A 13,450-nucleotide genomic window follows, 5' to 3' on the forward strand; every position below is an offset into this window, starting at 1 on the left:
ATGCACCACAAGTCACTTCATCCACATGAGACACGCTCTAAAGATTTCTCGCCGACGACCTGCTGACAAAGCTGCTTGCTGCTCCACCCGCCAATGCGATTGCCAGCACCGCGATCAGCGCCACTGCTACGCCGTAACCGCCGACCAGCAACGGAAAATTCTTCACTACCAAAAATACCAGTGCCCCGAACGCCACGAGCGACACAGTCGGCGCAATGAACGTCGTCAGCCAGGATCCTCGTTCGTGTCCGCGGAAGAACACGATGACCGCCAACGAGGTCAAAGCCATCAACACGATAATTCCCAGAGTGGCTGCGCCGGAGAACCACGTGTACAGATCGAGCACTGGATCCAATCCCAGCATGACGGATCCTGCGATGGCGAGGAGGCAGTAAGCGGTGACTGCCAGCGATGCCCGCGACGGTGCGTGATGACGGGGATGGGCCCGACCCAATGCCGAGGGAAGCAGACCCGCCGCCCCGAAGTTGAAGGTGAACCGGGCGAGTACGTTGTGGAAGGTCAGAAAGCAACCGAAGAGACTTACCAGAACAAGTATCTGAACGGCGTCCTGTCCGAAGACGCCTAGGAACGTCCATGCCAGTTCGGTGACCAGGGTCTGAGGGTTCTCGATTGCTTTCGCGACGAGACTGTTGGGGCCGGTACCTACTGCAACGGCAAAAAGACTGAATGCATAGAACAATCCGATGGCGACGATGGACACGTATGTCGCTCGGGGAATCGTTCGACGTGGATTACGCGCCTCGCTTCGGAAAATAACAGTGGCCTCGAAGCCCACGAACCCGAAGAAGGCGAACATCAGGCCGAGCGATGGCGTGCCGTCGGTGAAGTGTAGTGGGTTCAGGGCCGATGCGGTGGTTCCCTCGGGCCCACCACGAAACACCACGACGAAATCGAGCACCAGCATGATCGCAAGTTCGAGGACCAACGAAACGCCGAGAACCTTGGTGCTCAATGCGATGTCGCGGTAAGCCAACACCCCAGTGATGAAGAGCGACACCGTGCTCCACGCCCACCACGGAATCACGGCACCGGTGAAGTACTCAATGGCACTTGCAGTGGAAGCGCCCAAATATCCGACGAGCGCGACGAACAGCAGCGCATACGACACCAGCGCCAGTGTGGCTGCCCCACGTCCGCAGACGTGGCCCAGGCCAGCACGAATGAAGTCGTAGAATGCGCCGGCGTCTGTGACTTCATGGGCCATTCGAGTGAAGCCGACGGCGAATACAGCCAAAGCCAGCGCTGCGACAACGAAGAACAGGGGTGACACGGGACTTTCGCTGGCACTGACGACAACTGGAAACACCGCTACTGCTGCCGCCAGCGGGGCAGCACCGGCAGCTACCAAAAATACGACGCCTCGGACGCCGATGCCTTTACCCATGGGGACCGTGGCGGTGCCGGTCTCAGTACTGACGACTGAACCAGAGGATGTCGAGGACGATTTTTGAGACATGCCTGCCTACCTGACGTGGGTTGTCGATCTCGCCGATCGGTCTAGTGCGAGATGATGAAAGTAGAGATTCTTGCTGTCAACCTGGAAATACGACCGATTAGGGTATCGATTGACTCGGTTGTCGACGCACCGCTCGTTTGCAGTCTGCTGGTGATTGTGACCTCACGGCTTTGGACTTATGGCCGTCGACGTGATCGCCCCGCAGCGGAGTTCACCAAGGAGCGTCCCAGCGTCAGAAGCGTTCGCTGCATACTCGCTCCTTTCGGTCGAATCGGCGGATCTCAGAGACGCGCATCACATCCAACTGCGAGTGTGCCGCACGAAACTGAGGTGAGGGAAACAAAATTTTTGACTCTATTTACGCAGATCTGTTGTGAATCGGAGCCCTGGGGGCCATGATGGTTGGCGTTGCAGTTTTAGATACCGAGAGCGAGTTCGATGGACGTTCATACGCGTCGTCTACGGCATTTCGTGGCAGTTGCAGAGACCCTTCACTTCACCCGTGCAGCAGAGAGTCTGTACGTTTCGCAGCAGGGTTTGAGTCGCAGCATCACTGAACTCGAACACGATGTAGGCGTACCGCTGCTTAAAAGGACAACGAGAGCAGTCGAACTGACCGACGCTGGCAAGGCCTTTCTCCGTTCAGCGCGTGAGGCGTTGGCAGTTCTGGACGCGGGCGTGGCAGACGCGCACCGAGCGCATTCCAAAATGTCCGGTGTTCTGCGCATCGGGTTCTTTGCCGCGTCAGCACTGGAGCTGACACCGTTGATTATTTCGGAGTTCAGAACTCGTCACCCGTCCGTCAGCCCTCGGATCGAAAGCTACGACCTCACAGATCCCTCCTGTGGTCTGCGGTCCGGAGAGACGGATGTGGCGTTCTTGCGGTTACCGATCGATCTGGCCGACCTGAACTCTGAAGTTTTGTTCACTGAACCGCTTGCAATTGGGATGACGAGCTCGCACCCTCTTGCAGCGCAGAACGTGGTGCTGTTGTCTGATTTGCAGGATCAGGTAATTTCAGCACCGGCTACCGACGACGCACGTTGGCGCGCATTTTGGACACTGCGTGATCTCGGGGTCGACGATGACAATCTGCCCCGCATCAGCAGGGAAACCGCAACGATGGATGAAGAGCTGGACAACGTAGCGGCGGGTCTCACTTTGTCGGTGTCTGTGCCCAGCATGGACCGATTCGCACATCGGGCGTCGCTGGTGTACCGAACGCTGGGTCAAGTGGCGGGATCGACGCTATGTGTCGGATGGCGCGGACAACCAACTCCACTGGTCCAAGCATTCATAGCCGTCTCGCGAAAAGTCCGCGACGAGCACCGCGACCTCGTGGCCCGAATTGAAAGCGGTAGCGCCGACTGATGGGTACTTCTTACTTGCAGTGAACCCGACTCAGTGGCAACCACTCGAGCCGCAGTTCACGCCGGAAAGCTCACCGGCACAGCTATTCCCGAACTGCTGAATACGCGTGATCACGGCTAGACTAACCACACGAGACGCACTCGTCCGCCGCGGCGCACCGACCCGCCGTCATCGACCTGCACAGCCCGTGAACCACCTCATGCGCAGTAGGCGGACGTCGAAGCTCATCTAGAGGACGGGATCACCGATTCGCCGGAACCGGTGAGCAAGAATTTTTCGTACAGCGATGCCGAAAGGCCTCGACCATCTACTGGCCGAGTCGCTGATCCCCCCAGGTGGCGTCTCAAGTCGCGTCCGCTGCGACCGATAATTCGGTGCGATGCCAGCTGGACCGTCAAGACATCTTGACAAACAGCTCGCCGCTCCCCTTCGACGCACCTCAGACACGGCTCTCGGCGTCGAGTAGGTCGAGGGTGCGTTGCAAGAGCTGCTCGATCCGGTCCTCGACGTTGTTCGACCAGGTCGGGGACGTCGGTCAAGGCGGCGTGAGCGCGGCGACGCGCCTCGACCCCAGTGCGGTAGTACTCGGAGCCGAGGTCAATCGCCGGCGTCTCCTGTGCAGCGATGGTCGTGCTGTAATCCGCGGCGTCGTCGTCGCGCAGTCGCCTGATTCGACGGCGCGGGGGGTGCTGCGGCGCAAATGCCGGTGCGGTGCCCGGCGATGACCGCCCAAATCTCGGCACCAATCATCGCCGCGACGGGCAGCGGCAGATGGCGGCCACACCGGCCGATCGGCGCCGCGACCGGCCCCGGTCTGCCCTACATCGATTAGCACCGCACACGCGCCACTCGAGAATTCCACCGCAACGACGCCGACAACGCACGGCTGCTGCCCGAGGGTGAATTAAGGTTGCGCCGCATCCCTACCTCCGAAAAGCGCGGAACACTCTCCGACATCACGAGCCATCAAGCATCACGAGTCATCAGACGGCGGTGCGCTGGCTTCGGCTCCGAAGCATGGTGGGCAGGACTATCACGACCGCCAGAAAAACCTGGATCAGTGCGAGTGCGCTCGCACCATAGAACAGCAACTCGAGCGTACCGCTCGGCGGAGGGGCGGCGTCCACGGTGTGGGGGGCCGAGCGGTGACGGTGTCCGGGGGTCGCGGTGTTCGCCGCGCCGATGAGGGTGTTCGTCATCGAGACCATCATCATCGCGTGTAAGACGAGCATCCCGGCTGCCAATGCCCCCGTGGTGGACCAGTCGCGGATGGTCGGCTTGGTCCACAGATGCCCGACGCAGAACAGGCAGGCGCAGGAGAGGGCGAGCATCAGCAGGCTGGTGCCGGGAGAGTGGGGCAGGTGGGTGAGCAGCACCGGAATGTGTGCTGCGACGCAGGCCAGAACCAAGAGGGCAGCGACCTTCCCGGCGGCGGTCGCCCGCACGGGATTGACCGGCAGGGTGGGCCGCCAAACGGTGGCGGCGGCGGAGGTGGCCATGAGTTCTCTCCTTGGGTTCACTCGTGGTTCCCGGCAAGGACGCGCCCTGAGCTGGGTACGGAAAGAGGGCGCACAGGTTTTCGGCGATGGTGCAGTGCGGCGGGTTTGCCAGAAGTGTGTGGCCGGCCCGCACCCTGATGGGCGCGGACCGAACCGGTCACGGTCATCTGTTGTCGAGTTCGGATTCGGCCTCCTCGAGGGCGGCGAATTCTTCTTCGGGTGCCTTCGCGACGAGGTGGTGTCGGCTGTAGAAGGCGAAGTACGCGATCATCACCGCGTACGCGGCGGCCGCGTACAACACCACCGAGGGGTCGACCATGAACCCGGCTGCCAGGGCGGCGACGGCCAGGACCAGGGCGATTCCGGAGGTGAGCATTCCACCGGGGGTGCGGTAGGGGCGGTGCAGGTGCGGTTCCCGGATCCGCAGGACGATGTGCGAGATCATCATCAGGATGTAGGAGACGGTGGCCCCGAACACCGAGATCAGGATGAGCAGGTCCCCGGAACTGGTGAGGGACAGAATGAATCCGATCACCCCGGGCACGATCAGCGCCAGGAACGGGGTCTTGCGCCCGTTGGTCAGCGACAGCACCTTGGGCAAGTAGCCGGCCCGCGAGAGCGCGAACGTCTGCCGCGAGTAGGCGTAGGTGATGGTGAAGAAGCTCGACACCAGACCCACCAAGCCGATGACGTTGACGAACTGGCTCAGCCAGGTGGTGCCGCCGTTGGCGGCCTCCATGGCGTCGATCAACGGGTTGTCGGAGTCCTGCAGGGTCGATGCGCCCGATCCGCCGGGTCCGAGGGTCAGCAGCAGCGCGGCGAGGGTGAGCAGCACCAGCACACCACCGATCAGTCCCTTGGGGATGTCGCGCACCGGGTTGCGGGCTTCCTCGGAGGCGAGGGGGACGCCTTCGACCGCGAGGAAGAACCACATCGCGTAGGGCAGGGCGGCCCAGACTCCGACGATGCCGAATGGAAGGAAGCTGCTGGCGCCGACAGCATTGGTGGGGGCGATGTCGATGAGGTTGCTGACATCGAAATGCGGGATCATTCCGATCGAGAAGGCCAGCAACCCGATCACGGCGACGATGGCGATGCCGAACATCAGCTTGAGCACCTGCGAGACGCCGTACAGGTGCAGACCGATGAAGGCGATGTAGAACACCGCATACACCAAGGGTCCGCTGATCCCGAAGAGGCTGTCGACATAGGCGCTGATGAACGTGACCACCGCGGCCGGGGCGAGGACGAATTCGAGGAGCACGGCGGTGCCGGTCAGGAAGCCGCCCCACGGTCCCATCGCGCGGCGGGCGAAGCCGTAGCCGCCGCCGGCCGTGGGGATGATCGAGGCCATCTCGGCCAGGGCCAGGCACATCGCGGTGTACATCAGGCCCATCAGTCCGACCGCGATGAGCATGCCACCCCAGCCGGCGTGGCCGATTCCGAAATTCCAGCCGGCGTAGTCACCGGCGACGACGTAGCCGACGCCGAGTCCGATCAGCAGGACCGGTCCTGCGGTGCCGCGGCGCAGCTGACGGCGGAGCATGTAGTCGTCGGCGACGTTGTCGTAGCCGACTCCGCCCGCGGCGTGGGCACCGGTGGTGCCCGCGTGGGTGTGGCGGCCGGGGGCCGCCACCGGATCGGTGCTCATGGCTAGTCCTCGCATCCGCAGTGCGACCCCTCGGCCTGCCGCTCGGGGCGGGGCAGATTCAGGGTGGGGTTCTGGTCGAAGAATCCGTGGGGTTGGAGGATGAAGCCGACGTGCTGGCGGGGCATGACCGGCCAGTCTTCGAGGCGCACCACGTGGTGCATGCCGAAGGTGTACCAGACCACGATGTCCTCGTCGACGATGTTGCGGTTGCCCGCGATGTAGGCGGGAAGGCCGTCGCCGCCGCGGGACTGATTCGGGTACTCCCCTGCCGGGAAGCGCTCGGTCTCGTCGTAGGCGGTGACCCAGAAGTTGTTGGTGGCGAACCCGGCTCGCTTGGCCACCCAGGAATCGGGGGTGGCGGACAGGGTGATCGCGTCGGTGGGCTGGAGCCGGTAGGCGACCGGTTCGTCGACGATGTTGCGGCGGTCGTGGTTGACGATCTTCCAGAATCGGTGCTTGCCGGCGTCGGCGAGGCGGGCGGCGTCCTGTTCCCGTTCGAGGAGACGGTCGACGGTGTAGAAGCAGCTCTGTGTCGGGTTGGTGCCGGGCACCTCGGTGTCGACCTCGTAGACCGCGTTCTTGGTGCCGTCGAGCTCGAAGTCCATACGCACGTTGAAGATGTGCTGGTGGATGGGGGCGTAGAGGCCATCGTTGTTGAGGGTCTGCCCGTACAGCGACTTGGTGCCCGGCTGCTGGCCTGCGGTGGAGAGGATGCCGGTGGCCTTGACCAGGAACTCGATGGTGCCGTCGAGGTAGAGGTGCCAGTAGAAGCCGTACTCGTAGTTGGCGACGGTGGCGATGAAGGAGATGATCAGCTTCCGTGAGCGCCGGACCTCGGCGGTGTCCTGCCGGTAGTCGTAGTGCTTCCACATGATCGAGTCGTCTTCCTCGTGCATGCAGACCGCGTTCTTGATGGTCATCGGGTTGCCGTGGCTGTCGCTGACGATGCCGTCGAAGTACTGGATTTCGCCGAGGCAGTCGCAGCCGAGTGCCAGGGAGTTCGCCAGGGCACCGATGTTGTATTCGCCGGCGTCGAAGGCGTTCTTCTTGTGCTGCACCGGGGACGGGTCACAGTAGGGCACCACCATCTCCACCAGAGAGGCGCGGTTGATCACCGACCGGTCACGGTTGCCGTCCCGGAACATCAGCTGATGCAGCACCAGACCCTCACGAGGGGTGAAGCCGACCCGGAAGCTCCAGTCACCCCAGGTCACGTGCTGGCCGTCGACCCGGAAGGAGCGGCCCTGAGGTGAGGTGATCTCGAGGGGCTTGATGTCGGTGCGGGCCGGACCGACCTGTTGGGGCAGGTAGTTGCCGGTTTGCTGCGGAACGGGGATGAGGCCGTTGTCCTCGATCTCGACGACCTCACCGTTGTTGAGGTCATAGATGATGATCAGGCCCTCGGCCGGGTGCGCGTAGGGGCTGTCGTCCGGGTCGAGCCGGGTAAAGACGAGGGCGCGCATCAGGCGGCGACCCTGGTCATCCTTGCCGAAATAGCCGGCCGACCACGGCTCGATACACACCAGGTCCAGGTTGGTCAGCCCGCGGCTGGCCAGGGCTTCGACGACGCGGGGATCGCGTTTGCAGTTGACCTCACATTCCTCGAACTCGTCGAGCATGATCGGCGGCTGCGCGCCGGACGGCAGCTCCACCCACCGCTCGAGGCTCTCGTTCTCGAGGTCGACGGTGGCCTCGTAGCCGTATCCAGTGGACCGGTCGATCAGCACGGCGCTGGCCTCGCGGCGAATCTGCGAGAGGTCACCCCGCAGTGCCTTCTTCGACGGTTCCTTCAACTCCACCTGCACGAACCGGAAGCTGTCCGCCTGCGCCTGCGTGCTCTTCAGCACCGACACCGCCTTCGAGATTTCGTCCCGGCTGAGGGGGTCGAGGGGATGTGTTCCCGGGGCGGCGACCGTGCGATCGATTTCCTGAATGGACATGGGTGTCTCGCTCCTTGGGCATGGTTCGGCCACGCGTCGACATCACGAAGAGGCGCCCTCGATGGTGGGCATTTTCCGGGTGGCACGGTGGCCGGGTCGGTTCATGAATCGATCGGTGGAGATGTCTGCGTAGATCACGGGCTTTCGCTTAGCGATGTGATCGGTCGCCGACGCCTTCGAGGTGTCCCTGAAGAGAAACCTGCCAGGGTGCGGTCAACCGTTCACAGCAAGAACCGTAACGCTGCTTTGTGATTGGGAGCACACGCCGGCGAGAACGAAGGTGAGAACTTCGTGCCGGAAAATTCTCTAGCTGGTTAACATGGATGAAACCTTCTCGTCATGTATCGGAAATGGATGGATTCGACGCTGGGCGTGACATCGATCACCACCCAGGGCCGCGTGCAGCTGCTGACCAGGCGACTTCGCTGCTTCTTTCAGAGATGAGCGTGCGGAACATGACGACTTCACCGCACAAGCGGGCGCTGGTCGCGGCGCAGTCACCCGTGCAGGGGTTGCCGCGCCGTCAGCTGCCCTTCATACCGGTATTTGCCCAGTCCGTCGCGGCGGTCGCGCCGTCGGGTGCGGCGGCAGTGATCCCGGTGCTGGTGATCGGCACCGCCGGCGGGGGCGGCGCGCTCGCCGCTTTCGTGTGCGCGGCCGTGGTCATCCTGCTCGTCTCGGCGTGCCTACGGCCGATGGCACAGCGGATGGCCTCGGTCGGCGGAATCTACAGCTATACCGCCCGCGGCCTCGGTCCGACCGCCGCCGTTCCGACCGGCTGGTCCGCGATCGTCGGATATGCGACGGTCGGCATGGCCGGCCTGCTCGCCGTCGGCACCTACCTCTCGCACATCGCCGTCACCACCGGGTTGGCGCGGGGCACCCCCACCGGTGCGATCGTCGCCGTCACGGTGGTGGCCGCCGTGGTGGCCGCCCTGGTGATGATCCGCGGCATCCGGATCTCGGCCCGGATCACCCTGCTCGTCGAGTGTGTCTCCGTCGGCCTCGTCGGTGCCCTGCTGATCTTGTTGCTGGTCACCACGACTCGCACCGGCGTACCGGTCGCCGCCGCCATGAGCTGGGAGGGCAACGCACAGGGCATGGCGCTGTCCGTCATCGTCGCCGTCAGCGCGTTCGTTGGCTTCGAAAGTTCCACGACACTGAGCGGGGAGGCTCGCCACCCATTCCTGTCGGTGCCGCGGGTGATCCGGTGGACCCCGGTCGCCGCCGCCGCGTTGTATCTGATCGCCCTGCCGGTGCAGGCGATCGCCCTCGCCGAGGCCCCCGACTCGGTGCGCGAGAGTGCGACACCGCTGGTGGCACTGCTGGTCTCGGAGGGCTCGACCGGTTTGTCGGCGATCCTCGACCTGGGAATCGCGGCCTCGTTCTTCGCCTGCACCCTGGCGTCGGTCAATGCGCTTGTACGAGTGCTGTTCTGCATGGGCCGCGAGGGCGTCGCCCCGTCTGCCCTCGGCCGCACGCACCCGCGTTTTCAGACGCCCGCCCCTGCCATCGCTGCGTCGATGGTCGTGGTGACCGCTGTGCCGATCGCGGTTCTGCTCGCCAGTGTCTCGCCCGATCAGGGTCTGCGCATCTTTCTCACCCTCAGCGCCTGCGGCTATATCGGCAGCTATCTCGCGGGGTGCTTGTCCGCGCCGATCCTGTTGCGGCGCATCGGAGAGTCGACCCCCGCGGTCTGGGTGCTCGGTGTCGTGACCACCGTCATCCTGTTGTTCCTGGTCGTCAACGCCGTGGTCTTTGCCATCCAGGACGGGATCGTGCTCCTCGCGGTCTATGCCGTGATCATGGCTGCGGCGGTGCTCTACACCCTTGCGCTTCGGCGTCTGGCTCCGCACCGGCTCGCCTCGGTCGGTATCTACGACGAGACCCAGCGCACCGACCTGCTGCCCACGGCCGCGTTCCAATGAGCCCACGCACCGACCCGTCCCGACACCACCCCAGTACCGTCTCGAACTCTCTCGACATCCTCGAGGTGGTCGCCACCCTCGGCCTCGGGGTCACCGCCAAGGAGATCGCCGGCGCCCTGCACCTCCCGCAGGCCACCGCCTACCGGCTCATCAACTCGCTCGTCGCCGAGGAGTATTTGGTGCGGACCTCGGATCTGCGCGGATTCGGGCTCGGCGCGCGCCTCAACGGGCTGGTCACCGCCGCCGTCTCCCCCACCGTTCCTACCGCCGCGCGCCGGCAACTCGACGACCTCCGCGACAGCGTGCGGTTCGCCGTCCACGTGATTGCCTTCCACAACACGACGCTGCGGGTCCTCGACGCCGACCCCGATCACCCCGTGCGCGCTACGCGTGAGCTGGTGCGTTACCTGCACGCCTCGGCCGCCGGAAAACTCTTACTCGCCGACCGCACCATCTGGCAGGAAGCGTTGCCCTCGACTCCGCTGCGGCAGCTGACCTCGGCCACCGTCATTGATCTCGCCGCTCTCGACACCGAACTGCGCACCATCCGCGATCAGCAGTTCGCCGTTCAGGTCGACCAACTCGAACAGGACCTCGCCTGCCTGGCGGTGCCGCTGCGCGACCCGGACGGAGACACCGCCGGCGCCCTCTGCCTCGCCGGCCCATCCGCCCGCATCGACGCGCTCCTCCGTCGCGCCGACTCGCTGCAACAGTGCGCGGGTGTGCTCGCGCCGTTGCTGTTCTAGGCAGCATATGAAGATATCCACCGTGCACCGATCCACCGCAGCGGCGCGACCGCCCGCGAGGTCCCCGGCCTCCAGCGGGCCCCGGCGCGGTCGGATCACTCGGTGGCCCGGATGCGTGGGAGAGCTGTGGGGGCGGCGTCCGGAGCGATCACCATCGCCGCACACGCACTCGGTGGCGGGCGAGCTTGGACCGACGGCAGCCGGCCGAAGTTGGACCACCGACAAAGGCGTGTGGCCTGGGTCACATTTCAGCGATCGCGGCGGGCGGTGGATCTACCATTTCCTCGCATCGGAACACGAAGGAGCAGGTCGATAACCCAACACGGCGCAAGCCAATCCTGGACTGGTTAGCAGGGATTGGTGCACTGCTCCGACGAAATTCGTGGCTCCGGTCGATTACTTCGCACGCAGCACATCCGAGGAGACATCAGCGACGCCCACCACCCAGGTACACCAACACGGAACCGCGCTTCTCGACTGGAGCGCGTCCCCTCCCGACGCGCAGTGCTGAGGAACGCGGTCAGGGCTCACGCGGGTACCTGTTGAATGTCCCGGCGAGGCCCGGCCGGAGCGGACTACACTCCGACCGGGCCGCTTCGGCCCACCGGGGCGTAACTGCGCCTCTGGCGCGTATGACACTGGGGCCGAGATAGTTTCAGACTCCGGTAATACCGCAGGCGCGGGCTGGGTGTCGCAGGGTGCAGCTTCGCCGCGCACTGACAGCCGAGAAGTAACCACCCCGCGCACTCGCGGCAATGTAGTCGTCTTCACGCGACACAGATCAGGACACCGACGACCGCTACTGCGGCCAGGGAGGCACCGACGCAGATCAACCACGCCCGCGTCGCCAGCTGCCGCCACCGATCACACCGCTCGTCTACATCCGCGACAGCGACCGAGCCGACCGGATTCGGATGAGACGCTCGGAACTCCGCAAGGCGGCGGACTTTTGCGTCCGCTCGTGCCGCCACACCGAACGAGACGGGGACCACCAGAAGCGTCACCGCCAGCAGTGCAACCATGAGGCCTACGCCGGTCCCGAACATCATCGTCCCTTCCACAGTAAACAGGGCCCGTCACGGGTATCGCGCGTGATCCCCGGCCACGCGAGGCCACGGGCACAACCACGCCCCTGTCAGCTCTATCGCCGAACTGCCACCGAGTGTTTCACTCGCCGGCATCGGCGCAGGACTATGGATGGCCGCGGGCGGCCCTATACGCCGGGCATCGGGAACTTCCACACCGCCACCACAACCACGCCCATGATCAGTCCGGCGTACAGAACAGTGCTAACAACACCGACCCGCAACGTGTTCAGCAGACTCGCGCCCAGGTTCTCGGTAATCCGTGCCATGACAACTCTTCTCTCACGTGCAGATAATTTCGGCAGCCACGTCGAATGGTGGCGTACCGGTTACCTTGGACCGATTTCGACACCTGCACATTGGCCGAACTACCTACGCCCATAACCGTATTTGGGTCTGGAGGTTTGGGTCTCAGTTCAGGGTCGCAACCGAACATCCCCGAGCGCCAGGCTTCTCCCACAAATTCAGCTGTGTTCTACGTCACAGACTTGGTGCCTGAGCTATGTCGCCCACGCATTTCGCATTGCCAGCACAATTCGTGTGGGGTTGCCGGCCCGCCTGCCGGTGGCGATCCGGCTCGGCCATTGGTCGTCGGCGACAACTGTAGGTGCGCGGCTCGCCGCAGATACTCGATGGCGCGGAACAGTTGCCCATGCGACTGGACACTGTGCAGCACAGAACAATCGGTAAGCGAAGCGGAACTGTCACTTGATCGCCCGCTATCGAAGCCTGCCGGCACTGTTACGGCGAGGCAGAACAACGGGTCCAGTAGCGCACCTTGTCGCTGGATCGCGCATTTCGCCCTCAGAAGCTCGCGTCCGGATCGTGCACGCACTGCAGTAGGCCTCGTCGAACTCACACTTACTGGTCGGTAATTCGGAGGTGCGAAAAATACTGCGATGGCATGGATCACACTCCCTGGACTTCCCCGTGCAGGCTCACGAAGATCAATTATGCACTGCTCGTTACTGCGTGCAGATTGTCCGTGTAGCGCCCCTGCCAGCTGATCTACATCGTTGGCGGGGGCTGCGCTTGGCTGCGCCACAACACATCAACCGTGTCACCGCCGCTGTTCGCATTTTGTGACGCGGCGCCCCTCGGATCACGTGTCACCCTCCGAGCGAGTCACCCCTTGCCCCAGTCTCGTTCGCCTATTTCCACATGCATTCTCGGCGCCCCTGACCCGAATTGGGTAGACGGTTGCGGTGACCTCGACCGCGAGGGCGACCAGGGCGAGCCAGATTCGATTCAGCAGCACGTACGGGGGCGATAGATTCCACCTCTCGTTTCCTGCACCGGAACCAACAAGCTATGTCCCGGCACAATCCCCGTTGCGACGGAAGGCTCCTTGATCGTCAGCCCGCCCACACGGTGCACACCGACTGGGCGGGCTGACGAGGGTCCTTGTAGCGCAGAACGTGCCCGCAACAAGCGGAATCAGGTGTGATTGGAGGCCCCTCTCACGCGTGGTTGCCGCCCAGACAGTTCATGGTGCTACCAACGCCCGCATCATCCTTCGCCATAGGTGAACACCCCTCCATCCAGATGTTCCATATATGCATGCAGCGGCCCGTCCGTCCGTTTCGTCCGTCACGCTCGCCTGCATCGCCCGCCGCCGCCCTCCACGCCACCGCGTGCACCGCCGAGTCGAGAGCAGTGGAACCATCCGCCGAACCTGAGGTTGTGGAGACTATCGACATACATAATCGCCCTGCACCGGGCCCCGCGCCCGCCGCGACAGCCCGCGATTCCT

General features: G+C 63.9%; 9 protein-coding genes. 3 read left to right on the plus strand and 6 right to left on the minus strand.

Annotated features, from left to right (window positions below; genetic code table 11):
• Positions 1–37: 37 nt before the first annotated feature.
• A complete protein-coding gene (locus QM841_RS40540) occupies positions 38–1,477 on the minus strand; it encodes an APC family permease (RefSeq protein WP_164063837.1) in 1,440 nt (479 codons plus the stop codon).
• Positions 1,478–1,915: 438 nt separating this feature from the next.
• Between QM841_RS40540 and QM841_RS40545 the strand changes: the two genes are divergently transcribed.
• Positions 1,916–2,848, plus strand: a complete 933-nt coding sequence (locus tag QM841_RS40545; protein ID WP_164063835.1) for a LysR family transcriptional regulator — start codon at positions 1,916–1,918, stop codon at positions 2,846–2,848.
• Between the two features lie 983 nt (positions 2,849–3,831).
• Here the strand turns inward: QM841_RS40545 and QM841_RS40550 are convergent.
• The 3 genes from QM841_RS40550 to QM841_RS40560 form a co-directional block, all read right to left on the minus strand.
• A complete protein-coding gene (locus tag QM841_RS40550) occupies positions 3,832–4,347 on the minus strand; it encodes a hypothetical protein (protein WP_164063833.1) in 516 nt (171 codons plus the stop codon).
• A gap of 163 nt (positions 4,348–4,510) precedes the next feature.
• Positions 4,511–5,998, minus strand: a complete 1,488-nt coding sequence (eat, locus tag QM841_RS40555; protein ID WP_283336429.1) for an ethanolamine permease — start codon at positions 5,996–5,998, stop codon at positions 4,511–4,513.
• A gap of 2 nt (positions 5,999–6,000) precedes the next feature.
• A complete protein-coding gene (locus QM841_RS40560) occupies positions 6,001–7,938 on the minus strand; it encodes a primary-amine oxidase (RefSeq protein ID WP_283336430.1) in 1,938 nt (645 codons plus the stop codon).
• A gap of 455 nt (positions 7,939–8,393) precedes the next feature.
• Between QM841_RS40560 and QM841_RS40565 the strand changes: the two genes are divergently transcribed.
• The gene (locus QM841_RS40565) at positions 8,394–9,866 is read left to right on the plus strand and encodes an APC family permease (protein WP_164063827.1); all 1,473 of its coding nucleotides are present in this window, start codon (positions 8,394–8,396) and stop codon (positions 9,864–9,866) included.
• Positions 9,863–10,612 carry an IclR family transcriptional regulator gene (locus QM841_RS40570; protein WP_164063825.1) on the plus strand — a complete coding sequence of 250 codons (750 nt, stop codon included), beginning with the start codon at positions 9,863–9,865 and terminating at the stop codon, positions 10,610–10,612. Before QM841_RS40565 ends, QM841_RS40570 begins: the two co-directional genes overlap by 4 nt.
• Before the next feature lie 767 nt (positions 10,613–11,379).
• Here the strand turns inward: QM841_RS40570 and QM841_RS40575 are convergent.
• Both QM841_RS40575 and QM841_RS40580 read right to left on the minus strand, forming a co-directional pair.
• The gene (locus tag QM841_RS40575) at positions 11,380–11,661 is read right to left on the minus strand and encodes a hypothetical protein (protein WP_269592235.1); all 282 of its coding nucleotides are present in this window, start codon (positions 11,659–11,661) and stop codon (positions 11,380–11,382) included.
• A gap of 164 nt (positions 11,662–11,825) precedes the next feature.
• Entirely contained in the window at positions 11,826–11,966 is a 141-nt protein-coding gene (locus QM841_RS40580) for a hypothetical protein (RefSeq protein WP_200887862.1), read from the minus strand.
• Positions 11,967–13,450: the final 1,484 nt, after the last annotated feature.

Origin of the sequence: Rhodococcus sp. IEGM 1307 (genome assembly GCF_030056915.1) — a bacterium.
Taxonomy (GTDB): domain Bacteria; phylum Actinomycetota; class Actinomycetes; order Mycobacteriales; family Mycobacteriaceae; genus Rhodococcus_F; species Rhodococcus_F opacus_D.

Excerpts from the sequence above, each read along its gene's own strand:
- QM841_RS40540 (WP_164063837.1), bottom strand. The coding sequence starts at position 1,477 with ATGTCTCAAAAATCGTCCTCGACATCCTCTGGTTCAGTCGTCAGTACT.
- QM841_RS40545 (WP_164063835.1), top strand. The coding sequence starts at position 1,916 with ATGGACGTTCATACGCGTCGTCTACGGCATTTCGTGGCAGTTGCAGAG.
- QM841_RS40550 (WP_164063833.1), bottom strand. The coding sequence starts at position 4,347 with ATGGCCACCTCCGCCGCCGCCACCGTTTGGCGGCCCACCCTGCCGGTC.
- eat (WP_283336429.1), bottom strand. The coding sequence starts at position 5,998 with ATGAGCACCGATCCGGTGGCGGCCCCCGGCCGCCACACCCACGCGGGC.
- QM841_RS40560 (WP_283336430.1), bottom strand. The coding sequence starts at position 7,938 with ATGTCCATTCAGGAAATCGATCGCACGGTCGCCGCCCCGGGAACACAT.
- QM841_RS40565 (WP_164063827.1), top strand. The coding sequence starts at position 8,394 with ATGACGACTTCACCGCACAAGCGGGCGCTGGTCGCGGCGCAGTCACCC.
- QM841_RS40570 (WP_164063825.1), top strand. The coding sequence starts at position 9,863 with ATGAGCCCACGCACCGACCCGTCCCGACACCACCCCAGTACCGTCTCG.
- QM841_RS40575 (WP_269592235.1), bottom strand. The coding sequence starts at position 11,661 with ATGATGTTCGGGACCGGCGTAGGCCTCATGGTTGCACTGCTGGCGGTG.
- QM841_RS40580 (WP_200887862.1), bottom strand. The coding sequence starts at position 11,966 with ATGGCACGGATTACCGAGAACCTGGGCGCGAGTCTGCTGAACACGTTG.